Source organism: Cedecea sp. B1(4), from assembly GCF_059414925.1.
The window spans coordinates 1-500 of sequence record NZ_JCAHMZ010000370.1 but is presented as its reverse complement, the minus strand read 5'-3'; the positions used below and the strand labels follow the sequence as shown (position 1 = coordinate 500).

The 500-nt window shown below is 69.6% G+C and carries 1 pseudogene; it reads right to left on the bottom strand.

Going from position 1 to position 500, the window contains the following annotated elements:
- Positions 1-500: pseudogene (locus ACR6JA_RS23340) on the bottom strand (TraI domain-containing protein); the annotation flags it as partial.

The window sequence follows — 500 nt, the reverse complement described above, 5'->3', positions numbered from 1 at the left end:
GGGCGCCGCCAGCGCCTTGCTGGGATCGCCGCCGAGTTCCTGGGCGACCGATGCCTGGTCGGCCTGCACGACCAGCTCGCCGAGCGTGCCGGAGTGCTCGTACTGGCCGGCCAGCACGTACAGCAGCGCGGCCCAGAGGTCGGGATAGCCGCTGAGCCAGTCGAAGATGTCCCGATCGAGAAGGCGCGCGTAGAGCAGCCCGGTGGCGGCGCTGTGCAGGCGGTACTCACGCTCCTTTCGGTAACGGAAGCGGTAGGGCTTTCGCAGTGGGCCGTGCCAGGGATGCCAGACGCTGCCGTCGGCATGCTCGACGTGCAGATCGACCGCAATCTTGCCGATGTCGTGCAGCAGGGCCGCGTAGGCCGTGCCTGCGGTCCAGGCCTCGGCCTGGGCCGCCTGTTCCTCTGGCGTGGCGCCGGTGGGCAGCAGGTGTGACTGCCGCAGCTTCAGCGCTGTAGGCGACGATTTCCAGGCCGTGGTCCAGCATGCCGCCCGGATAG